This is a genomic window from Lentisalinibacter salinarum, from assembly GCF_040706555.1.
GTDB lineage: Bacteria > Pseudomonadota > Gammaproteobacteria > Steroidobacterales > Woeseiaceae > Lentisalinibacter > Lentisalinibacter salinarum.
This window is the reverse complement of record NZ_JAPDRH010000004.1, coordinates 305609-327218: the sequence shown is the minus strand read 5'-3', so window position 1 is coordinate 327218 and position 21610 is coordinate 305609. Positions and strand designations below refer to the sequence as shown.

The following is a 21610-nucleotide window of genomic DNA, read 5'->3' as shown; positions in this document are numbered from 1 at the left end:
CCACGCGACCGGAATGCCGACCGCCCACATGAGCGAACAGGACGCCGACATCACCTCGAGCTGGGACGCCTACTGGCAGGGGGCGCGGGACGCGGCCGCCTACACCGGCGGCGGCAGCAGCCACCCGGCCGTGACCGGTTTCTGGGAGGCTTTCTTCCGCGAGGCCGCGGCACTCTATGAATGCCCCCTCGTCGTGGACGTGGCCAGCGGCAATGGCGCCGTCACCGGCGCCGCCCGGGCGCAATTCGGCGATGCCGGCCGCTACGTCTGCGTGGACGTTTCGGCTGCCGCCGTGCGCGCCATCGGCGAACGCTACCCGGACGTTCGCGGCGTCGTGGCAGACGCCCGCGCCATGCCGATCGCGAGCGGCAGCGCGACCATTGCCGTCAGCCAGTTCGGCATCGAATACGCGGGGCCGGGTGCGTTCCCCGAACTGCTGCGGCTGGTGGGCGACGGCGGCCGGACCGCGCTGCTCGTGCATCGGCAAGGCGGCGGGATCCACCGCCAGTGCGCGGCCAGCCGGGATGCGATGCAGGCAATCATCGACGCGCGCTTCCTCCCGCTGGCGCATGACCTCTTCGAGGCGGGGTTCGCGGCGATGCGCGGCGGCGACCGGGAGCGGTACCGCCAGGCGGGCCGATCCTTCGCGCCGGCGCTGCGGGCCGTAGAGCAACTGATGCGCCGCCACGGCCAGCACGTGGCCGACGGCACGGTGATCCGGCTGTACCGCGACATCCGCACGATGCACGAGCGCATGGCCCGCTACGAACCCGCCGACGTACTCGGCTGGCTGGAGCGGATGGACGCCGAGGTACAGGCCTATGCCGGCCGCATGGCCTCGATGTGCGAGGCGGCGGTCGACGAGGAAGCCTTCCGCGGACTCTGTGCCCGCGCCCGCGAGGCAGGCTTCACCCTGCTGCGGGAAGACGAACTGGGCGTAGCCGAGACCGGCGTGCCGCTGGCCTGGGTGCTGGTGGCGGTGCGCGGCGAGGCGTAGTCGACCCGTGGCCGAATTTTAGAAGCGCAGATCCTTCAGATACTGCTCGTAGTTCTTCCAGCGCCCGCTGGAACGCGTCTGCAGCCCCTCACGCACCTGCCAGACGCTGGCCGTCTTCACCTGGGTGTCGGCGTTCCGGAAGTCGAGCACGCGGTCGTCCCAGTCCAGTCCCACGAACGCGAGCAGCCGGCGCACCACGGGCTCCGGATCGCTCACCAGCTCGTCGTAGTCCACGGTGAGCATGTCGTCGCCGAAAACGGACTGCCAGTGAGCCATGATGCGCTCGTGCTGGCGATAGTAGTGGGCGATATCGCCGAGGTCGGTCGAGTAGCCCAGATTGCCGCCCAGCTGCTGGAAGTAGATGGACAGGCAGTTGTCCGGCGCATGGCGGCGCGTATGGATGATGCGTGCCCGAGGAAACATGGCCCGGATGACGCCCAGGTGCAGGAAATTCTCCGGGCGCTTGTCGGTCACGCGCTCCGCCGCGGGAAAGAGCTCGCGCTGCTTCTCCCGGTATTCCGCCGCGACCGTGGCCAGCTCCTCCGGGGTGATCGTCTGCAGCCGGTCCGGATACGGGGCGAGCGACCTGCCGATCAGCCAGGGCACCAGGTCCAGTTCCCCGCCGGCGCTCACCGCCGGATGCGCACCGAGGATCTGCTCCGTCAGCGTGGAACCCGAGCGGAACAGGCCGACGATGAACACGGGCTCGGCCTCGACGTCGGTCTCGGCACGCTCGAGCCACTCCTGATCGAACAGCCCGACCAGGTGCTCCACCGCCTCCTCCGCGGCCCGCGGATCGTAGGCCGGCATGCGGCGCTTGCCGAGTTCGTTGGCCTCACGGTAAGCGGCGAAGGCCTCGTCGTAGCTGCCCGCATCGTCCAGCGCCTTGCCGAGCGCGAACAACAGGGCTTCCCGGCCGATCGCATCGGTACCGCCGGCCGCCAGCGCCTCGCGCAGCCGTCCCACGATCGGGTCTTGCGCGCTCGCCACGCGCTGGGCGTGGGCGATGCGGGCCAGTGACTCGCCGTGGCCGGGCTCGATGCCGAGGATGCGCTCGTACAGCTTGAGCGCCTCCTCCCGCTCGCCGGACTCCTCGTATAACCCGGCCAGGTTGAACAGCGCCGGCACGTAGGTCGGGTCCGCCGCGAGCGCGCGCTCGTACATCTCCCGGGCCTGATCGGGACGTCGCATGTCCGAGTACAGCACGCCCATGTTCGACCAGACCTCCTGTACCCGGTCGATACCGAGTTCCGCGGCCCGCTGGTAGGCGGCCAGCGCGTCCTCGTAGCGCTTCTGCTTCTTGTACAGCAGCGCCAGGTTGAAGTGCACCGGCGCGAGCTCCGGCTGCTTGTCCAGCAACTGCTCGTAGAGCCGGATGGCGGCGTCGGTCTGCCCCGTCGCGTCCAGCACGCCGGCGAGCCGGGCGCGGTAATAGGGGTTGTCCGGCTCCGCGCGCACCAGCTCGTTCATGGTGGAGACGGCCTGATCCGCCCGGCCCGAGGCCACGTAGAGCTCGGTCAGCGCCTCCAGCACGAGCGGCCGTTGCTCGCCGCGCTCGGCCAGGCGGCGGTAGGCCTGTTCGGCCTGGGCCACCCGCCCGGCCGCGTGCAGCCGGCGCGCCTCCTCGAAAGCGTTGCGGAATTCTGCAGAAGGTTCCATCAGTTCTCCGGTACGACGTCGAAGGCCACCGTCATGCGGGGCGCGTCGGATTCGAACGGCACGGTGCCGTGCCACATGTAGGACGGGAACAGCACCAGCCGGCCCACCTGCGGCTGGATCCGGCGCCGCGCCTGCCCGTACTCGCCGATGTCGATGTCCGGCTCACCGAACTTGATGCCGCCGCCGTGGGCGTCGGACTCCGAGACCTCGCTCGGCACCTGCACGTAGTAGGCGGAGCTGATCCAGCCCAGGGGGTGCATGTGCATGGTATGGAAGCCGCCGCGGGCCAGCCGCACGGACCAGGAGGCGGCGAAGTCGAAGCCCTCGCTCCGGCGCGAGAACAGCGGGTGCTCCGGGTTGTCAGGGAAGCGGGATATGTAGTCACCGATACACTGCCGGAGCGAGGCCACCAGTTCACGGATCTCCGGCTCGGTGCGGCTGAACAGATCGCCCATGGTCTGGCTGCCGCCCCGGAGCGTCTGCTCCGCCGGATGACGCTTGCCGATGTGCAGCCCGTTCAGCACCTGGGCCAGCCGCTGGTTGAACTCGTCGATATTCGCGTAACCCGGCGGCACCGGCAGCTCGTAGACACCCACCAGGTTCTCGTAGTCGTTCAGGTAGGCATCCCGCTTGTCGCCCAGCATCCGCCAGCACAGTCCGAGATAGGCCAGCGCCCGCTGATTGAAAGGCATCAGCGCCGCGCCCTGCTTCGCCTGTTCCAGCGCCTCTTCCGGCCTGCGGCAGGCCAGCAGCGCCCGGGCGTAGCTGATGCGGTGGTTTGGGACCGACCCGGTGGTGATCACGGCCTCGCCGTGCATGGCCAGCGCCTCCTCCCAGCGGTCCTGGCCCTCCAGGCTGTAGGCGAGCAGGCTCTTCAGCTCCGGCGAATCCGGTGTCTGTGCCAGACCCTCACGGAGCACCCGCTCGGCGCCGGCGAAATCGTCCCGCTGGGTGAGTGCCATGGCGTAGGCCTGGCGCAGCGTTTCCGCGGCCGGGTAATCGGCCAGTGCCCGGCGGTACGAACCGAGGTAATCATCGAGCTGTTCCTGCTGCCACAGCAGCGTGTTCAGATTCCGATGGCTCTCGGCATCCAGCGGATTGCGCTCCAGCGCACGCCGGTAGGCGGCGATGGCGCCCTCCACGTCGTGGATGTCGATCAGGGCATTGCCGGTATTGAGATGCAGCTCCGGCCGATCCAGGCCCAGATCCCCGGCCCGGCGGTATTCCTCCAGTGCCTCTTCCGGCCGGATCATCATGCGCAGGCAGAGTCCCTTGTTGTGATGCGCCTCCGCATAGCCCGGGCGGGCGGCCAGGGCCTTGTCGTAGCAGGGAATCGCCGTCTCGTAATCTTCCCGGCGACGATGGACGTTGCCGAGGCCGAGCCAGCCCGGCGCATCGTTCGGATCCAGCTCCACGCAACGCCGAAAGCTCGCTTCGGCGTCGTCCAGTCTGCCGAGGCGCAGATAGCAGCGGCCCAGGTTCCGGTGGGCGTCCACGTAGCGGGGCTCGAGCCGGATCGCCTCCTGATAGACGTCGATCGCCTCGTCGCGCCGCTCGGCCCGCGAAAGCGCGTTACCCAGGTTATTCAGCACGTCCGGCTGTCTGGGGAACAGCCGCAGCGACTCCTGCATGAAGGCGATCGCGCGTGGGTAGTCGCCGAACTGCGAGAGCATCAGGCCGCAGAGCTGCAGCCCCATCGGGTGCTCCGGATTCGCCTGCAGAAACTCCCGGTACAGGGGGTAGGCCTCCTGCAGCTTGCCTGACTGGTGGGCGGCCACGGCCTCACTCAGCTTCTGCGGCAGCTGCGAGAATTCAGGCTGCTGCCGTGGGGCGTTCTCGGTGGACATTCGATACCCGTGATCGCGGAAATGACCCGTTATTATAGTGGTTCAGCCCCTCCCCATGTAGGAGGGCCTTCAGGCCCGACTCCGCAGGCCGGCTCTTTCGGGCCCGACGCCCGAGGGCAAGGGCTCCCTGACGCTACGCGCGGCCCTTGCCGGCACAGGGAGCCCGTTGACTGTAGAATGGCCGGCAGCCGAATCAGAGCTGTCCGGAGTATGTCGCCAACCGTCGCAGAGCAGCTGCAGACCGCTGTAGCTCATCATCAATCCGGCCGTCTGCGCGAGGCGGAGGCAATATACCGCTCCATCCTGGCGGAGCAGCCCGAGGACCCGAATGCCCTGTATCTCCTAGGCGTCCTGGCCCTGCAGGTCGGCCGGAACGACGAGGCATATACGCTCCTTAAAAATGCCATCGCTGTCAGCCCGAAAAACGCGGACGCCCACAACATGTGCGGCGAGACCTGTCGAACGCTCGGGCGCCCGGACGAGGCGATCGGTCACTACCATGAAGCACTGCGGCTCAACCCGCAATTCGCGGGCGCCATCAATAATCTCGGCAACGTTTATATGCAACTCGGCCGGTACGAGGCGGCAGCGGCCGAGTACGAGCGTGCGATAGCCCTCGCTCCGGAGTTCGCGATGTCCCACGACAATGTCGGGCTCGCCATGAAGGCGCTCGGCCGCCCGGAAGAGGCATTGCCGCATTTCGAGCGCGCCCTCTCTATTGCTCCCGATTATCCGGGCGCACACAACAATCTTGGCAATACGCTGCGGGACCTGGGCCGGATGGATGAGGCGATCGATCATTACCGGCGCGCCATCGCGCTCGATCCCCGGTTCGCGGAGGCTCATAACAACCTCGGCACGGCGTTGAAGGCCTGCGGGGATTTCGACGGGGCTTCCGCCGAATACCGGGAGGCCCTGGCCCTGCGCCCCGATTTCGCAATGGCACACAACAACCTGGGGCTGCTGTACGACGAGACCGCCCGACCGCATGATGCGATGGCCTGCTACGAGCGCGCCATCGCCATCGACCCCGATTATGCCGATGCGAGGAACAATCTCGGCAACGTTCTCTTTCAACTCGGCCGCCCCGACGCAGCGGCGACAGAGTACCGGGCGGCGATCGCTATCCGACCCTCTTTTGCCGAGGCCTACCGGCATCTCACCAATGTGCGCGCGGAGCCGGAGACGGCCGCGGCGATACGAGAGCAACTCGAACGCGCGGACCTGTCGTCCGAAGACACGATGCACTTCCACTATGCGCTGGCAAGAATAGCCGAGCATCAGCGCGAATTCGCGAAGGCATTCCGCCATTATCAGGCCGCGAACGGGATCAGACGCCGGGCGGTCGACTACGATCCCGATGAGCATGCCCGCCTGATCGACCGTCTGATCGAGACGTTCTCGCCGGCACTCCGTGAAACGGCACGCGACTGGGGATCGGATTCCGAAGTCCCGGTGTTCATTGTCGGCATGCCCCGCTCCGGCACCACCCTGGTGGAGCAGATCGTGGCCAGCCATCCCCGGGTACATGGCGCCGGAGAATTGCCGGCCCTCGCCAATTTCGAGACGGAGCTGGCGGGATATCCGGAGTCGATACGGTATCGCGGCGCTGCCCTGGCCGCCGACTGGTCGGCCCGCTACCTGGCAGTGCTACATGGCCGTGCGGATTCGGCGGCGCGTATCACCGACAAAGCGCCCAGCAACTTCCTGAGGATCGGCCTCATCCGGCTTCTGTTCCCCAAGGCCAGGATCGTGCATTGCCGCCGCAATCCCCTCGACACCTGCCTGTCCAATTACCTCAATTATTTCGTGGTCGGCAACGAGTTCTCCTACGATCTCGAGGAACTCGGGCACTACTACCGGAACTACGAGCGGCTGATGACCCACTGGCGCGAGACGTTCAACGCCGGATTTCTTGAGGTGGATTATCAGGACCTGGTCCGCGATCAGGAGACCACGAGTCGCAGGCTGATCGAGTATCTCGGCCTGGAATGGGATCCGGCCTGTCTGGATTTCCACCAGAACCGCCGGGCAGTGAAGACGGCGAGCAGCATGCAGGTGCGGGAGCCGATCTACAGCCGCTCGATCGATCGCTGGCGGCACTACGAAGAGGAGCTGTCGCCCCTGATTTCAGTGCTCGCACGGGACGATCTGTAGCAATACCGGCCCGGCACCCGACATCCGCAACCCTCTGCCCCTGGGCGCTCATCCGTACATCCTGATCTCGACAAAAAAAATGGCGGACCCCCTACTCCGGGGGCCCGCCATCCTTGACGGCTTCGACCTAGAGCGGGATCAGAAGTTCTGAGTCACACCCAGGAAGAAGTAGCGGCCGAGGTGATCCCAGGTGCCCGGAATCGTGTTGCCGTTACTGTAGGTCGAGATGTTGTTGATGAAGCCGTTCACCGGCGGCGGATTGTCGAACACGTTCGAAATACCCGCGTTCAGGACCGTCTGCCCGCCGAACCAATCGACCGCGTAGTTAGCCGACAGATCGAAGTAGTTTTCGGGGTCGACCTTGAAGTCGTCGCCCTCAAACTGATCCACCTCGCCGACGTAGCGCCAGGCACCGACCAACTGCACGTCCCAGGGCGTCATCCAGCTCGCATTGAAGATGTGCTTCCATTCGGGCCGCGGACGCTCGCAGTCACCGCCGATCTTGCCGGCACACTCCTGCACGACCTCCGGAACCGGGGCCTGGTCGAACTTGTCGACGAGCGTACCGCGCAACGACAGGTCCAGCGTACCCCATTCGCCGATGTCGAACGTGTACGTACCAGTGATATCCCAACCGGCCGTCTCGAAGAAGCCGATGTTGAGGTTCTGCGACACGATATTCGCCGACCCGACCCAGAGGTTGCCATTCGGTCCACGACTGATGAGGCCGCAGACCTGCGGGTTTGCGGTGGTAGCGCACTGGTTAATGGTGAACTCCTCACCGATACCCGCAGCAATGGCCTTCTCCAGTTCGATGCTCCAGTAGTCGACGCTGAGCGTCAGCCCTTCGAGCACCCCGCCGAAGACGTCCTGGCCAGGTGTGAACACGGCACCAATCGTGAAGGAGTCGGACTCCTCCGGCTCGAGGTCCAGACTGCCGCCGAAGATCGCGTTGTACTGACCTGCCGGGCTAAGCGGCACATTGCCGTACTGTGCCGCGGTCACGCCAGTGTTGGCGCACTCCGCCTGGGACAGCTCGGGCGTCGCGCCGGCGCAAGGATCCGTGCCGGCCCAGAGACCGAAGGTCGACGGCTCGAACAGCTCGCGGATGTTCGGAGCACGCACCGCCTTTGAAATACCACCGCGGATCATGAGGCTGTCCACGGGCCGCCACTCGCCGCCGATATTCCAGGTATTGGTGTCTTCGTCCGGAATGTCGTAGGAAGACCTGCGATAGCGAAGATCCAGGGCAATCTCTTCAGCAAAGGGAGCGCCCTGCACGATCGGCACGCGAGCCTCGGTGAAGAACTCCTTCACCAGGATCGCACCAGTGACCGCCGAGGTCGCACCGCCCTGGCCCGCACCATCACCGCTGGTGAAGCCCTGGTCGGGATTGAAGTCCATCAGTTCGTCACGATACTCGACGCCGGCAATGACGCGGACGCCCGTCTCGGCGCTCGGCAGCTGGATGCCGTAGTCGGTCAGGTCGCCCTGGACGTAGGCCACGAACTGGTCCTGCTCCATGTCCGCCTTGGAGAACAGCGGCAACGTCAGGTAGTTGAGCGCCGCCTGAGTGACACCTCCCGTCTGGAACACGTTCCATGGGACACATGACGGATCCGCGCCGCTCAGCACCGTTCGGCAGATCGGTTGACCGAACGTGGGGTTCGGCTGAGGCTCTCCGCCGACCGGGATGGTCGCACGCGGATCCGTTACGACGTCGAGAGCTCGCGTGATGCGCGTGATAGACAGGTCGTTCTGATAAACCTGGCTGAAGCGCATGCGCGACGAGTTCATGAACACGTCGTAGCTCCACTGGTCGTTGATGTCGCCGCGCGCGCCGAGCAGCATGCGGAAGCTGGTGTGGCGCAGGTCGTCGAAGCGCGGGCCGCCTTCCACGTTACGACGGCCGATGTACCACGGGGCCGCCACGTCGTTGACGCTCGTGCAGCCCAGGGTGTCGAACTGCTGCTGCGAGAGGAACGGGTTCTCGCACGGAATAGAGCTGGTTATGAAGAACGCGCCGGAGGGAGCGATCTGCGCGAGGCTGCGGTCGTCCATGAACTGGACTTCCGTGTACACCTCGAGCTCGTCCGCGAACTCGTAGTGGCCGAACAGACCACCGGTCCACCGCTCGTCGGGGCGCTGGAAGTGGTTCAGCGGGCCGTAGTTGTAGTACGTGTAATCCCACGGCACGAACTGGTCGCCGGCAACCGTGAAGTAGGTACCATCGAATGGGGTGATCAGGCCGGTCGGGATCGTTGCCGAGCCGGCACACGTCTCGCCGTTACTGGAACTCAGAGCGCAGGCGCTGTAGTCGCGCTGAGAGTGGGTCAGGGCGTCAATTTCGCGATAACCGAGGTAACCGGTGACGTTGCCCTTGCCATCCGCGGAGTTCACGCCCATCAGGACGTTGAACTGGCGCTGGTAGCCGTCACGGACGTCGTCGTCCGGCACTTCGAAGCCGGAGGCAGCGAGCTGCTCGCGGACTGCACTGTTGTCATTATTGTGCGAGTAGCCCGAGAACTGGTAGTCGAGCTGCACGCCCTCGAAGTCGTCTTTCATGATGAAGTTGACGACGCCGGCGACAGCGTCGGCACCGTACACGGCCGCCGCACCACCCGTCAGCAGCTCGACGCGCTCGATCAGGTGAGCCGGGACCTGGTTCACGTCCGGCGCCAGGGCGAACGGGTCGCCGAAGCCCATGCGGTGACCGTTGGTCAGCACCAGGGTACGGTCGGAGCCCAGACCGCGAAGGTCGAGGGTGGCCGTACCGGTGGCGCCGTTGGCCTCACCGGAGGTCAGCTCCGGCGTGATCTGCGGCAGGTCGTTCAGGAGGTCCTCGACCCGGGTGATACCCCGTGAGTTGATTTCCTCGGGCCGAACCGTCGTGACCGGGCTGGCGGTGACGAGGTTTGCATCGGTGGCGATTCGAGAACCGGTTACGACGATCTCTTCGAGAACGCCTTCGGCTTCGTCCTGTGCCTGGGCAGCGATCGGCGCGACGGATGCCGCCGCGGTGACCGCGGCCGCCCCGTACAGCGCCCGCTGTACAGCACAGGTCAGAGGTTTCTTAGTCAACATTGAACTCTCCCCAGACCGTTTAACTAATAAAATCTGGTCGCGTCTCGCGTTGTGTTTTCGATACAACTACGACCATGGCAGGCGAGTATGCCACAGCAAGGCACCATTTCAATAGCTCGTTACAGAAAAGGTGTAACATTTACACAACAGCTTTACGGAGGAATTCGCGCTGTCGCTCGGCTGCAACAGGCGCCCGACCGGTCGCCGGGCCGGATGGGCACTAAAGGGAGAAAGTCGCCCAGTCGTTAACCAGATCGCCGAGTTCGGCCTCGAGGGGCCCCAGCCAGGGCTGATAGTGCCGCCAGTAGTCCAGGCCGGAGCGGAAGATGGGTTGGCGGACCTGCTCGGAACTCGCGGTGCTGACCGCGCGGCGATTCTCGTGAAATGCGAGGCAGGCTTCCTCGAATGGCAGGCCGCAATACTCCAGGAGGCGGCGGACCTCGGCCTCGGTGTCCTCGACGAGATGCTCGTAGACGACCCGGTGCACGCGCCCGGGCAGGACGGCGTCGTAATGAGCCACCAGCTCCGCATACAGCCGGTAATAGCGGCCGATCGTCGCGAGGTCGTAGCTGAACTGCTGCGCCCTGGCGAAGTGCTCCTTGAAGAGCGACAGACCGCACGCCATCGGGTGGCGACGTACATCGATAATGCGGGCGTTCGGCAGGATCAGGTGAATCAGGCCGATGTGGGCAAAATTATTGGGCATCTTGTCGACGAAGAACGGGGTGCCGTCCTTGCGCTGCACCCGGGTCTCCTCCAGGTAGCGCTCCCCGAGCGCCCGGGATTCCCCGGCCGTCAGCTGCGCCAGGGATTCCGGATAGGCAGTGGCCGAGCCGTCGCCGCCGTCTAGCGTCCGCGCGATGGCGGCGATGTTGGGGAGCTCCATGGTCCCCTCCACCTGGCTGTGGCTGGCCAGGATCTGCTCGACCAGCGTGGAGCCGGAGCGCGGCAGGCCGACGATGAAGACCGGATCCGCCGCGCCGGCGCCGTAGCCGGCCCGATCCGCGAAAAACTGTCCGGTCAGCAGGGCCCTGCTGCGGCGGACGTGCTCCGCCATGTCGCCGATATCGTAGGCGGTGCGGGCGCGCCGCAGCCGGTTGCCCTCGGCGTAGTGCCGGAAGGACTCCTCGTAGCTCTCCCGATCCTCCAGCCCCTTGCCCATCGCGAAGTGCAGGTGCCAGCGGTCCCGCTCGTCGAGCCCGGTCAGGTCCAGCTGCCGCCCGATCGCCTCCAGTTCCTCGTCGGTCAGGCTGTGCGTCTTCAGATTGGCCAGGCTCCAGTACGCCTCGCCATAGCCCGGCGCCAGCTCGATGGCCTTGCGATAAGCACGGATGCAGTCGTCCCTGCGCCCGACGGACTTCAGCATGTGGCCGAGACTGGTCCAGACCGTGGGCTGGGCCTCGTCCTCCGAAAGCAGCTCTTCGCAGATGCGGATCGACTCGTCGTACTCCAGCAGCCGGACCAGGATGGACGCCTTCAGCTTGCGCGCGTCGGTGTTCTTCGGCTCCGCCTCCAGCAGGCGTTCGGTCTCCGCCAGCGCTTCCTGCAGGCGGCTCTGCCGCATGAGGATCACGGCGTGGTTGTGGCGGGCGCGGCGGTAGCCCGGAGCGAGTTCGATGCAGCGGGCCAGCAGCTCCTCCGCCTCGCCGATGCGCTCCTGGCGCTCCGCCGCGTCGGCGAGCATACACATCGCCACCACGTCGTTCGGATAAGGTGCGAGCTGCGCGCGCAGCAGGGATTCGGCGTCGCCCGGCCGGTTCTCGCCAAGCGCGCGGCCGGCCTCGGCGATACGCGGCTTCTGGTTCGCGTGGGCAATGTAGCCACCGAAAGCCCGGTCGGCCTCGTCGGTTCGTTCGAGTGCGGTCAGCAGATCGGCCAGCGCGAGCCAGGCGTCGGCAAAGTCCGGCTTGGCGTCGACGGCGCGCCGGAGCGTGGCCAGGGCCGCCTCGTCGTCGCCGGTTTCCCGCAGCGCCAGGCCGAGCTGCAGCCGGGGCGCCGGCGCGTTGGGATGCGCCCGGCACAGCGGACCCAGGACTTCGGCCGCGGCGGCCGGGTTGCCCATCAGGCGCCGGGCGATGCCCTGAAACAGCAGGGCGACCGGCTGGCCGGGCACTTTGTCCAGCAGTGCCCGCGCCTCTGCCTCTGCGCGGACCGGATCGGTGCCGAGCAGCTCGTCGATGCGTGCCAGAACGGCCTCGAGGGCCCGGTCGGCGTCGGCGTTGGAGGTCGGGTTCTGCAAATCGGTCAGCCGGGCTGGTTAAGGGGTGGCGGGAGCGGCCGGATTGTGGGCGGGCCACCGCGGTTTTTCAATGCTATCTTACCGGCCATGGGAAAACTGCACCTTACCCCCGCAATGACTGGAGTGATGCTCCTCGCTGTAGCCACAACCGTCGCCGGTCCGGCTGGCGCGCAGGGCCTGCCCGCAGATCTGCTGGCCTGCCGCGGCATCGCCGGTGCAGACGAGCGGCTGGCCTGCTACGACCGCGCCGCGGAACGCCGCGCGGATACAAAGCGCAACTCCGTCGGCGAACCGCCAGGGGCTGTCACGCAGCCGGCGACACCGTCGGCGCCGACCCGGACGGAGACACCGCCATCCCCCGGGGATGCCAGTGCCGAAACCGCTCCGCTGCCCTCGCCCGAAGAGCTGTTCGGCCGCGACCCCGCCGACATCCAACGCCGTATGGACCGGGCGGTCGGACGCGAAGAGCTGCAGCGGATCACCGGCGAGGTCGTCGAGCTGATCGAGATCACGCCGGACCGCATCGCCGTCAAACTCGACAACGGCCAGATCTGGCGCCAGACCGTACCGTCCCGGTTCTTCCTGCGCGAGGGCCACGAAGTGGAGATCCGCCGCGCGACGCTCGGCTCGTACATGATGAGCCGTGCGGGCTCGAGCCGCAGCATCCGGGTGGAGCGGGCCGACTGACTCCACGCCCCCGCCGGCGGCCAGGCCCGCGGCCTCAGTATTTGTAACGGAAGTCCAGTATCAGGTGGTCGTAGTCGAGTTCTTCGGCGCCGGGATCACCCCGGTCCACCGCGTTCTCGTTGACGACGTTATCGAAATAGGTCAGGCGGAAGACCCAGTTGGATGCGATAACGTAGTCGGCCGACAGCACGTGCCCGCGCGCATCGGTGCCACCCCCGCCGAAGTCGGAGTCGGTCAGCAGGCCGAGGGCCGCGTCGGCTTCCAGGTCCTCGTAGAAATAGCGCACGCTCCAGCTGCCGACGTCCTTCGCCCTGCCGAGGGTTCCGCCTATGGCCCAGCCCGTATCGTATTCGCCGGCCTCGAGGTTCTTCACGTAGTTGGCGAACACGGATAACGGCCAGTCACTAAGGCCGAACTCGAACTCGCCGCCGAGCTCCAGCAGGTGGTAGTCGTAGAGAAAACTGCCGTCCGGCGCGAACGAATTGCCGAAGAACTCGGCCTCCTCGAACAGAGGCTGGCGGCCCGCGACGTCGATCTGGTAGTAACCAGCGGTGAGCTTCAGGGCGCGATCGCGTCCCAGCGCGAAGTTCCCGCCACCCTGCAGGGCGAGCGCCACTTCTTCGCCCGCGCGGCTGTCGCCCTCCAGCCAGGTCGCCATCGCCGTGCCGAAGAGCCCGCCGTTGTCGTAGACGGCGGCGAACCCTTCCGGCCGCCAGTCATCGTCCCAGAGGAGATTGCTGTCGCCGGGGCGCAGCAGCGGCCGCTTGAATTTACCGCCGAGGATGCGGGTATCGTCGAGCCCTCGCCACTCGAAATAGGCGAGGTCCAGGGAAATCGGCTTCGAGGAGCCGCCCCGGCCCAGGGTCTGGTTCGCGGATACCGGACTGTCGCCGCCGGTCGCGAGGCCGAACCCGACCCGCACCGTCTCGTTCACCTGCCCCACCAGAGCCGATCGCGCACGGATGCGGTGGCGCTCCCGACTGTCGTTGCCCTCCAGGTCGATGGTCTCCCAGCGGTAGCGGAAGTCGCCGCTCAACGCGACCCGGTCGGTCCAGTGGTCTTCGCGACGCGCGGGCAGGGGTGCCGGCTCGGGGGCCGGCGCCGGGTCCGCGGTCTCCGCGAGTCCGGTGCCGCCCTCTTCCATCCCGGCGCGCTCCTCCAGTTCCGCCAGCCGCTCACTGAGCGCCGCGATCTGCGCCCGCAACTCGCGGACTTCTTCCTGACTGACGGCAGCCGCGCCCGAAAATGCAGGCACAAACACTACGCCGAGCACCACGCACGCTCGCAACAGAACTCGCATATCTGATCTCCCTGGTCTGGTTCGCCTGAGGTCCGGCGGTCCGCCCTCGGCGCGCCGCCATGGTCGCAGATTGTCACGGAAAGGTTTCCGAATTATTACAGTTTCATGACTTTCGCGGGGCCGCGCCGGCCGCGTGCCGGCGTCCACAACGGAACCGTTCTGCTACGATCCGGCGGTTGCGGCGCGCTCCGTCGCCGCAGGAGGCATCCGGTATGCGCATCACCACTTTCCCGATCTCCGTACTCAGTGCGTTCACGTTGGTCCTGCTTCTCGCCGCGCAGGCCGCCCGGGGCGGCGAGGCCCTGGACCTGTACGTCGAGATGACCACCGGCAGTTTCAGCTCCGCCGCCCAGGCCGCGGCCGACGATCGCTACGGCACCGCGGTCTGGCACATCGCGGAAGTCTGGGATGGCCGGGACGACGGCCGCTGGCTGTATGCCGAGAATTGGTTCGGCGAGGCGGAGCGGCCTTACCGGCAGCGCATCACGCGCCTGACAGTGGCGGAGGACGGCAGTCTCCTCGCGCGCGGCTACCGCCTGCCGGAGACGCAGCGCTACGTCGGCGCCTGGAAAGACCCTTCGCTGCTCGAGGGCCTTTCGCCGGACGACCTGCAACCCGTCGAGGGCTGCGACGTCACCCTCGTTCGTGCCGGCGAGCGCCGCTTCGAGGGGAACACCCACGGCCGCGAATGCAGGAACGGCTACAAGGGCGCCGCGTACGTCGTCTCCCGCTCCGTGCTCACCGACGAGATCATGATGAACTGGGACCGGGGCATAGCGGCCGACGGCCGCGTGGTCTGGGGACCGGAGGCCGGCGGCTACCGTTTCCACCCCGTGGACGACGGCGACAGCACGGAGGCCTGCAACAAGCCGGTACGCATGGTGGTCTTCGGCGAGATCCATGACCGCGAGGCCTTCGCCGCCTACCCGAGGGCGATCTTCGCGTCCGGCCTGTACGAAAAGGTGCAGGGCTACTACGAGGCCATTACTCCGGCGCTGGAGGTGTTCGAGGGCGACCCGCCGCCGGGGCGCGGCGTGGTGATCTCCCGCTTTCCCTGCCTGGAGGCCGCCCGGGAGTTCTGGTACTCGGACACCTACCAGAACGAGATCCTGCCGCTGCGCGAGGGCGCCGCGGATTTCGAGGTGCTGGTGCTGCCCGGCCTGCCGGTGCCGGACTATATCGAGCCGGGCTATATCGAATAAGGCCCGTCGGCAGCCGCCGGACGGCGCAGCCCTGCGCCGGCGTCAGCGCAGCTCGCCGAGGAGCTGGTTCAGCTCGATGACGAAGCCGTCCGGGTCGGTGAGCACGCTCACCAGCACGGGGATGGTGCCCTTGCCGTCGTAGGAGGGATAGCTGATCTCCCGGGGTTCGCTCAGCACGCGCACGCCGATGACGTTGCGCGCCGCCTCGAACCGGGCCGCGAGGTCACTGGTGTTGAACAGCAGCACCATGCTGCCCGGCGTGAACGGCTCCAGGCCCTGGTTCGCCGGTGGCTTGGCCGGTTTCACGTACTGCAGCAGCCCGATGATGCCGACGTAGTCGTCGTTCGCCCGCAGGAAGACCAGACGGCGGGCGATGTCGGCCTCCTCGTCCGTGGCCGCGTCCCGCGGCGTGCGGATGGCCCGGTCGTAGATCACCTCCATGCCGAGCGCGTCGCGGTAGAAAGCGAGCGAGGCGTCGATGTCGCGGACCACCAGTGTGGTACGGCGCAGGTCGATGTCCACTTGCTCCGACTCGGGCACAGGGGCGGCTAGCGCGGCGGCGGCCAGGAGGACCCCGGCGAGGAGTGCGATTGCGAGGGTCGCGGGGATAGCCGATGGCAGGGCGGCGTCGCCGAAACCCCGGACGGCGAGCGAGCGGGCGGGACGGGGACGCGGATGGCGGCGGCTCATAGCGGTCACTCCTGGTTTCACCGCCGAAGAGTGTAGCGCGGAGCGGCCTGGACCGGAGCCTGTGACGGAAGGCGGCAATGCGCTAGGCTTGCCCGGTTTCCACGCGTTGCCGTGCAGGCGCAGGGGGTAGGCGACCGATGGCGGGAAATCCGAGGGATAGACTGGCCGCGGCGATGCGCTTCGCCATCGGCGCGCGGCCGGGGGAACTCTCCGCCTGCCTGGCGGCATTCGTTTATATCTTCTGCCTGTTCACCGGCTACAGCGTGCTGCGGCCGGTGCGCGACACCATGGGCATCGCGGGCGGCGTGGAGAACCTGCCCTGGATGTTCCTGGCGACCTTCCTCGCCACCCTCGTCGCCGTCCCGTTCTACGGCTGGCTGTGTTCGCGCTATCGCCGCGGCGTATTCCTGCCGTGGGTGTACCTGTTCTTCATCATCAACCTGGCGCTGTTCTACGCGGCCTTCAGCGCGGATCCCGACAACCCGGTCGTCGCCCGCGTCTTCTTCGTCTGGCTGAGCGTGTACAACCTGTTCGTGGTCTCCGTGTTCTGGAGCTTCATGGCGGACATCTTCTCCGGCGACCAGGCGAAGCGACTGTTCGGCTTCGTCACCGCCGGCGCCAGCACCGGTTTCATCGTCGGACCGGCGTTCACGGTGAGTTTCGCCGAGACGCTGGGGACCGGGAATCTGGTGCTGGTCGCCGCCGCGCTGCTCGGCGCCACGCTGTTCCTGATCCGCTACCTCCTGCACTGGTCGCACACCTCGGCCGCCAGCAGCGAGGTGAAGGCGGACGGCACTCCAACACGGCGCGAAGAAGCCATGGGCGGCAACCCGTTCGCGGGCTTCACCCTGCTGTTCCGCTCGCCGTATCTGCTGACCCTCGCCGCGTTCATCTTCCTCTACACGGCGGTCGGGACCTTCATCTACCTGCAGCAGGCCGAACTGGTGCGCGATGCCTTCGCCTCCTCGGAGGAACGCACGCAGGTCTTCGCCTTCATCGACCTGGCGGTGAACGTGATCTCGCTGGGCACCCAGGTCTTCCTGACCGGACGCATCGTCAAGCGAGTGGGGATGGTGGTGACGCTCGCCGCGATGCCAGTGTTCATGATTGGCGGCTTCGTGGCGCTCGCGGCGGTACCGACGCTGACCGTGCTGGTGATCGTGCAGGTGATCCGGCGCTCCGGCAATTACGCCATCACCCGGCCCGCGCGGGAGATGCTCTACACCGCCGTCGATCGAGAGAGCCGGTACAAGGTGAAGAACGTCATCGACACCGTGGTCTACCGCGGCGGCGACGCAGCCAATGCGGGTCTCTACAAGCTGATGCAGGTCTTCGGCCTGGGCCTGGCCGGCATCGCCAGTGTGGGCGTGCTGGTAGCGGCGATCTGGGCCGTCTGCGCCGTAGCCCTGGGCCGCCAATACAACAAGGTGCCGGACCGAACTATTAGAACTTCTGATAGTTAATCAATAAATTTGCGTTTCGAGTGACCGGCACCTGATCAGCTGGCCTGGACTTGCTCCAGGAGCTGGGAGTCGGAGAGCCGGTCGTTTTCGCGGCTGCGTTGCTTGGCGCGGTACATGGCGTGGTCGGCAGCGCGCAGCAGCTCGTTAAGATGGCGGCCGTGCTCGGGGTAGAGCGCCATTCCCACGCTCGCGGGACAGCCCACCGCGACATCCCGGATGCGGTAGCGCTCGGCCAGCGCCAGCGTGAGCCGCCGCGCCAGCTGCTCGGCTTCCGGCTTCGATATCCCGGGCGCCAGCGCCACGAACTCGTCCCCGCCCCAGCGGCCGATCACGTCCTGCGGCCGCAGGTTCGCCCGCAGCCGGTCCGCGAAGCTCTGCAGCAGCGAGTCGCCCAGCCGGTGGCCGTGCTCGTCGTTGATGGCCTTGAAACCGTTGATGTCCAGGAAGATGACGGCGCCGTGACTCGGCCCCGCCTCCCGCGCGAGCAGCGGCCGGGCGTGCTGCTCGAACCCCCGCCGGTTGTAGAGTCCGGTGAGCGCGTCCGACAGCGCGTAGGTCTCCATCTGGCGCTCGCGCTCCTTGCGCTCGGTAATATCGATGAACGTCACCGCCACATCGTCGTCCACCGGCTCGGCGATCACCCGCATCCAGCGCCGGCGCGTGCCCTCGCCCACCTCCATCTCGTCGTCGCAGCGCGCCCCCTCGGTGGCCGAACGCACCACCAGCGCCTGCAACTGTCCGTCGCCGGGCAGCTGGAACGTGTCGATCTCCTGGCCCACGATGCGCCGCGACGGCAGACCCAGGTAGCGCTCGGCGGCCCGATTGGCGAACACGCAGCGGAACACGTCCCGGTCCTCGGTCTTACGAAGCCGCAGGATGCCGTTGGATGAGTTGTCCACCAGCGTGCGCAGCAGCCGCTCGCTCTTCGCCAGCCGATCCTGTGCCTTGTGCCGCTCTGTCACATCCCGGCACACCACGATCTGCCCTCGCTGATGACGCTTCGCCGTGCGGATGGCCGAGCGGCGCACCTCGTAATGGCGGCCGCAGTCCGTCGACAGGTGCTGCATGATGCCGCTCTCGACGCATTCCCGGATGGCATCCACCACCGGCGTCTCGCCGCGCAGGCGGCGCGCCACCAGCTCCGCCTCGCGGGCCCCCAGCAGCTTCTCGGCCGCGCGATTCGCGCCCACCACCCGGTCCTCATTGTCGAGCAGGAGCACCGGATCCTTCAGCTGTTCGAACACGCCCCGATAGGCGACGACACTGAGTCGGGTCACCTTCATGCCCAGCGTCATCCAGGCGTAGATCGGAATGAACGCCGACAGCGTCAGCGTGGTCACCGGCACGTCCTGGGGCCCGAAACCCATCACCGACAGGCCGCTGATCGTCAGCGGCACCATGCCGGAGATCATCATGACCACCGCCGGCAGCCGCTGCGACGGCGGCACCGACGGCAGGTGGAAACCGAACACCGTGAAGGCCACCAGCACCATGCCGTAGCTGTAAGGACCGTGCACGAAGGCGAACCAGGGACCCCAGTCCAGCGACAGCAGCGTGCGTCCGTCGTCCATCGGCGGCGGGTAATCCCACATGAGGCCGTGCCAGGGATTGGTCGCCGTCATCAGCAGCGTGAGCGTGGGCACCACGCACAACCCGGCCAGCAGGTTGGCGCGCACTCCCTGCGCGGTGTAGCCCATGAGAAAGGCGACGATGGCCACGGGCGCGAAGCAGGCGCCGACGAACACCAGCACCCGGGCGACGTTGTGCACGGCGAGCGTGGGGAACGCCGTCTCGAGCCCCGCGCCCAGAATCCAGACGGACAGCAATCCCAGGAAGACCACCAGCGAGACCGAACGGGCGTCCGGTTCCCGGCGGCGATAGAGCGCCACCGCCATGGCCGCATAGCCCACGGCGGCAGAGAGCTGGATCAGCAGGAAGAAGGTCGTCTTATCCAATCGCCCCGTCCGTCTGCCGCCCCCACCGGCGGCGATTGGGGCACTGTAGCGGCGGGCGGCTCCGGTTTCTGTTAACCGGTACTCAGTTGCCCCCGGCGCCGGACGGGATTATGTCTCAATCAGGGTCTCAATCACGAGTTCAATCGGGCGCATCCAGCCCCGTCGCCGTCTCCTCGATCAGGTGGTCGACGACGGCCTGCAGGGCCCCCTGGTGATCGGCGCCTTCGGACAGCGCGTCCCGGTAGGTCTCGAGCTGGCGATGGGCACTGGTGCCCCGCTCGATGATGTGGCGCACCGAGCGCACCTCGGCCACGCAGTCCAGCGCTTCGGCGTCCTCGGCGACCATCTCCAGGAGCTCCTCCAGCAGGGACTCGAAGGCGATGACGCGGCCCTTGGCCAGGTCGATCATGCCCTCGTCGAATCCGTAGCGCATCGCCCGCCAGCGGTTCTCGTGGATGAGCATGTTCGGGTAGATGCGCCAGCGCTGGTTGTCCACGCGCAGGCGGAACAGCATGCGCAGGATGCAGACCACCAGCGCGGCCAGCGCCATGGTGTCGTCGATGAGCGTGCACACGTCCATCACCCGGGTCTCGAGCGTGGGGTAGCGGGCACTCGGGCGCTGGTCCCACCAGAGCTTGGTGGCGTCTTCCATGATGCCCGCCGAGACCAGTACGTCCACGTGGCGCTGGTATTCGCCGAAGCTCGAGAAATGCTCCGGCAGCCCGGTGCGCGGCAGCGCGTCGAACACGGTGAGGCGGTAAGACTTCAGCCCGGTGTCCTTGCCCTCCCAGAAGGGCGACGAGCAGGACAGCGCCAGCAGATGCGGCAGGAAGTAGCTCATCTGCGACATGAGATCGATGCGCATCGCATCGTCCTCGATGCCCACGTGCACGTGCATGCCGCAGATCAGCAGTCGCCGGGCGGCCGCCTGCATCTCGGTGGCCAGCGCCTGATAGCGGGTCTTGGGCGTGTGCTTCTGCTCGGTCCAGCGACTGAACGGATGGGTGGAGGAGGCGATCGGCGCGAGACCGTGTTCGTCGGCCACGTCCGTGATCACCCGCCGCAGCCGCGCGAGATCCCGGCGGGCCTCGCGTATGTTGCGGCACACCCGGGTGCCCACCTCGATCTGGGAGCGCATGAACTCCGGGCTGACCTGGCCCTTGCAGCGCTTCTCGCACTCCTCGAGCATGGCGGTGGGCGGGTCGTCCGCCAGTCCCCGGGTCTCCCGGTCCACCAGCAGGTACTCTTCCTCGATACCGATGGTAAAGGCAGGCTCTTTCATGGGCCGGTGCTCCGCTCGCCAGTCGTCAGCCGCCGCTCGCCCGCCTCCGGCCCGTCAGCCGGGTATCGGATTGTCCCCCGAGCGGCCCGGGGCGTCGTGCTCCGGTACCACGGGCAGGCGGCGGTAGAGATTCGGGTTGTCCAGGAGGGGCGCGAGCAGGTGCACGAGCCGGTCGGTCCAGAGTTCGAGGCCCTCCTCGCTCATGAGGTGATCCTGGCGGATCTCGAAGGCGGCATGGGGCAGCCCCGTCCGCTCTGCGTGATAGTCCACGGTGAAGTCGGCGGGCGCCCGGCCCGAGTAGGGTTCGTTGTCGCCGATGACGAGCCCGGGGATGCGGTGCAGTCCCTCCAGGATCGGCCGCGGCAGGCGCGGGTCGGTGTCCCAGAGGATGCCCACGTCCCAGTCGCGGCCCTGCCCGTCCAGCACCGGCGTGAAACTGTGGATGGAGATGAACGCCGGCACCCGGTCGCCGTCGGTCAGGCGGCGGACCTCCTCCTCGATGGCCCGGTGATAGGGCCAGTAGAGGGCATCCGCGCGGCAGGCCTTCTGCTGCTCGGTGAGGCCCTCGTTGCCCGGGATGATGTGGCCGTCGCCCCGGCTCAGGAAGGCCGTCGGATCGGTCAGGTGGCGATTGTAGTCCACCACCAGGCGGGAATAGCAGGCCAACACCGCATTGGCCTCGAGCCTCGCCGCCACCCTGCGGGTCAGTTCGCCGGCGCCGATGTCGCAGGCGAGGTGGGTGGACAACCCCTTCTCGTCCATGCCGAGATCGCCGAGCGTGCGGGGGATGCGCCGGCTGGCGTGGTCACAGACGATCAGCACCGGCGGGTCGCGGCGCCCGTGCACGATATCGAATGGCGGCGGCTCGTCCGGCGCCAGCAGTGCCCGCTGTGCGTGTTCTATCGCGGCCTGGGCGGGTATGTGTACCGGCTCGGGTGCGTCTTTCATACGCTACCGAGTGTAACCCATTCACAGAGGGGCCGGCAGGCGAGCCTCGCCAGGCCGACGACCGGTCCAACGATCGGTCCAACAACGGGGTCCAACAACG

At 67.1% G+C, this 21610-nt stretch carries 14 protein-coding genes; 5 read left to right on the top strand and 9 right to left on the bottom strand.

What is annotated here, in order from left to right; genetic code table 11:
• Positions 1-28 precede the first annotated feature (28 nt).
• Positions 29-997: a class I SAM-dependent methyltransferase gene (locus ACJMKZ_RS17030; protein WP_405234418.1), complete on the top strand. Its 969-nt coding sequence runs from the start codon at positions 29-31 to the stop codon at positions 995-997.
• A gap of 18 nt (positions 998-1015) precedes the next feature.
• Here the strand turns inward: ACJMKZ_RS17030 and ACJMKZ_RS17025 are convergent, their stop codons facing one another.
• Together ACJMKZ_RS17025 and ACJMKZ_RS17020 are read right to left on the bottom strand one after the other, a co-directional pair.
• Positions 1016-2656 carry a tetratricopeptide repeat-containing sulfotransferase family protein gene (locus tag ACJMKZ_RS17025; RefSeq protein WP_405234417.1) on the bottom strand — a complete coding sequence of 547 codons (1641 nt, stop codon included), beginning with the start codon at positions 2654-2656 and terminating at the stop codon, positions 1016-1018.
• Positions 2656-4503 carry a tetratricopeptide repeat protein gene (locus tag ACJMKZ_RS17020; protein WP_405234416.1) on the bottom strand — a complete coding sequence of 616 codons (1848 nt, stop codon included), beginning with the start codon at positions 4501-4503 and terminating at the stop codon, positions 2656-2658. Before ACJMKZ_RS17020 ends, ACJMKZ_RS17025 begins: the two co-directional genes overlap by 1 nt.
• Positions 4504-4512: 9 nt before the next feature.
• Here ACJMKZ_RS17020 and ACJMKZ_RS17015 point away from each other — a divergent pair, with 9 nt between their 5' ends.
• Positions 4513-6660 carry a tetratricopeptide repeat-containing sulfotransferase family protein gene (locus tag ACJMKZ_RS17015; protein ID WP_405234415.1) on the top strand — a complete coding sequence of 716 codons (2148 nt, stop codon included), beginning with the start codon at positions 4513-4515 and terminating at the stop codon, positions 6658-6660.
• 138 nt (positions 6661-6798) lie between these two features.
• On the opposite strand, the gene ACJMKZ_RS17010 is transcribed toward ACJMKZ_RS17015, so the two are convergent.
• On the bottom strand, positions 6799-9744 hold the full coding sequence (locus ACJMKZ_RS17010) for a TonB-dependent receptor domain-containing protein (RefSeq protein WP_405234414.1): 2946 nt from the start codon (positions 9742-9744) through the stop codon (positions 6799-6801).
• 220 nt (positions 9745-9964) lie between these two features.
• The gene (locus ACJMKZ_RS17005) at positions 9965-11983 is read right to left on the bottom strand and encodes a tetratricopeptide repeat-containing sulfotransferase family protein (RefSeq protein WP_405234413.1); all 2019 of its coding nucleotides are present in this window, start codon (positions 11981-11983) and stop codon (positions 9965-9967) included.
• Between the two features lie 126 nt (positions 11984-12109).
• On the opposite strand from ACJMKZ_RS17005, the gene ACJMKZ_RS17000 reads away from it, so the two are divergent.
• The gene (locus ACJMKZ_RS17000) at positions 12110-12670 is read left to right on the top strand and encodes a hypothetical protein (RefSeq protein WP_405234412.1); all 561 of its coding nucleotides are present in this window, start codon (positions 12110-12112) and stop codon (positions 12668-12670) included.
• A gap of 34 nt (positions 12671-12704) precedes the next feature.
• Here the strand turns inward: ACJMKZ_RS17000 and ACJMKZ_RS16995 are convergent, their stop codons facing one another.
• Positions 12705-13925, bottom strand: a complete 1221-nt coding sequence (locus ACJMKZ_RS16995) for a putative porin (protein WP_405234411.1) — start codon at positions 13923-13925, stop codon at positions 12705-12707.
• A gap of 257 nt (positions 13926-14182) precedes the next feature.
• Here ACJMKZ_RS16995 and ACJMKZ_RS16990 point away from each other — a divergent pair, with 257 nt between their 5' ends.
• Complete coding sequence (locus ACJMKZ_RS16990; protein ID WP_405234410.1) at positions 14183-15172, top strand: CpcT/CpeT family chromophore lyase; 990 nt, start codon at positions 14183-14185, stop codon at positions 15170-15172.
• Between the two features lie 42 nt (positions 15173-15214).
• On the opposite strand, the gene ACJMKZ_RS16985 is transcribed toward ACJMKZ_RS16990, so the two are convergent.
• Positions 15215-15862 carry a VOC family protein gene (locus ACJMKZ_RS16985; protein ID WP_405234409.1) on the bottom strand — a complete coding sequence of 216 codons (648 nt, stop codon included), beginning with the start codon at positions 15860-15862 and terminating at the stop codon, positions 15215-15217.
• A gap of 137 nt (positions 15863-15999) precedes the next feature.
• On the opposite strand from ACJMKZ_RS16985, the gene ACJMKZ_RS16980 reads away from it, so the two are divergent.
• Positions 16000-17325 (top strand): NTP/NDP exchange transporter, encoded by a 1326-nt coding sequence (locus tag ACJMKZ_RS16980; protein ID WP_405234408.1) that lies wholly within the window; start codon positions 16000-16002, stop codon positions 17323-17325.
• 35 nt (positions 17326-17360) lie between these two features.
• On the opposite strand, the gene ACJMKZ_RS16975 is transcribed toward ACJMKZ_RS16980, so the two are convergent.
• From ACJMKZ_RS16975 to ACJMKZ_RS16965, 3 genes are all read right to left on the bottom strand, one after another.
• On the bottom strand, positions 17361-19280 hold the full coding sequence (locus ACJMKZ_RS16975) for a diguanylate cyclase domain-containing protein (RefSeq protein ID WP_405234407.1): 1920 nt from the start codon (positions 19278-19280) through the stop codon (positions 17361-17363).
• Between the two features lie 139 nt (positions 19281-19419).
• The gene (locus ACJMKZ_RS16970) at positions 19420-20562 is read right to left on the bottom strand and encodes a carboxylate-amine ligase (protein ID WP_405234406.1); all 1143 of its coding nucleotides are present in this window, start codon (positions 20560-20562) and stop codon (positions 19420-19422) included.
• Between the two features lie 54 nt (positions 20563-20616).
• Positions 20617-21510, bottom strand: coding sequence for an N-formylglutamate amidohydrolase (locus ACJMKZ_RS16965; RefSeq protein ID WP_405234405.1), 894 nt, complete (start codon positions 21508-21510; stop codon positions 20617-20619).
• Positions 21511-21610: the final 100 nt, after the last annotated feature.

Excerpts from the sequence above, each read along its gene's own strand:
- ACJMKZ_RS17030 (WP_405234418.1), top strand. The coding sequence starts at position 29 with ATGAGCGAACAGGACGCCGACATCACCTCGAGCTGGGACGCCTACTGG.
- ACJMKZ_RS17025 (WP_405234417.1), bottom strand. The coding sequence starts at position 2,656 with ATGGAACCTTCTGCAGAATTCCGCAACGCTTTCGAGGAGGCGCGCCGG.
- ACJMKZ_RS17020 (WP_405234416.1), bottom strand. The coding sequence starts at position 4,503 with ATGTCCACCGAGAACGCCCCACGGCAGCAGCCTGAATTCTCGCAGCTG.
- ACJMKZ_RS17010 (WP_405234414.1), bottom strand. The coding sequence starts at position 9,744 with ATGTTGACTAAGAAACCTCTGACCTGTGCTGTACAGCGGGCGCTGTAC.
- ACJMKZ_RS17000 (WP_405234412.1), top strand. The coding sequence starts at position 12,110 with ATGCTCCTCGCTGTAGCCACAACCGTCGCCGGTCCGGCTGGCGCGCAG.
- ACJMKZ_RS16990 (WP_405234410.1), top strand. The coding sequence starts at position 14,183 with ATGCGCATCACCACTTTCCCGATCTCCGTACTCAGTGCGTTCACGTTG.
- ACJMKZ_RS16985 (WP_405234409.1), bottom strand. The coding sequence starts at position 15,862 with ATGAGCCGCCGCCATCCGCGTCCCCGTCCCGCCCGCTCGCTCGCCGTC.
- ACJMKZ_RS16980 (WP_405234408.1), top strand. The coding sequence starts at position 16,000 with ATGGCGGGAAATCCGAGGGATAGACTGGCCGCGGCGATGCGCTTCGCC.
- ACJMKZ_RS16970 (WP_405234406.1), bottom strand. The coding sequence starts at position 20,562 with ATGAAAGAGCCTGCCTTTACCATCGGTATCGAGGAAGAGTACCTGCTG.
- ACJMKZ_RS16965 (WP_405234405.1), bottom strand. The coding sequence starts at position 21,510 with ATGAAAGACGCACCCGAGCCGGTACACATACCCGCCCAGGCCGCGATA.